1 pseudogene is annotated in these 246 nt (G+C 53.3%); it reads right to left on the minus strand.

From position 1 onward, the window contains the following. Window positions 1-62 precede the first annotated feature (62 nt). Window positions 63-246, minus strand: a pseudogene (locus tag BHE89_RS02650) (hypothetical protein); the annotation flags it as partial.

Genomic DNA, 246 nt, shown 5'->3' on the forward strand with positions numbered 1-246 from the left:
CATCTTGGTAAGCCTCGGCACCGCCACCAGCCAGCAGAACTACGTCAGCATCCATCCCGTCCTCACGCATTGACTTCCGCATAGGGATCAAGGCGTTTTTGAGCGACTTTGGTTGAGGCTTTCTTGAAGTAGTCTTTGATCGATACCTTTTCGCCGTAGAGGAAGATTTCGGCCTTACCGGCACGAATAGCTTTCTCGATCTTCTCGATGCCAGGGGCACCGCCGTGGTCTTCCTGAATTAGCCGA

It is taken from the genome of Shigella sp. FC1967, from assembly GCF_001743005.1.
Taxonomy (GTDB): Bacteria; Pseudomonadota; Gammaproteobacteria; order Enterobacterales; family Enterobacteriaceae; genus Proteus.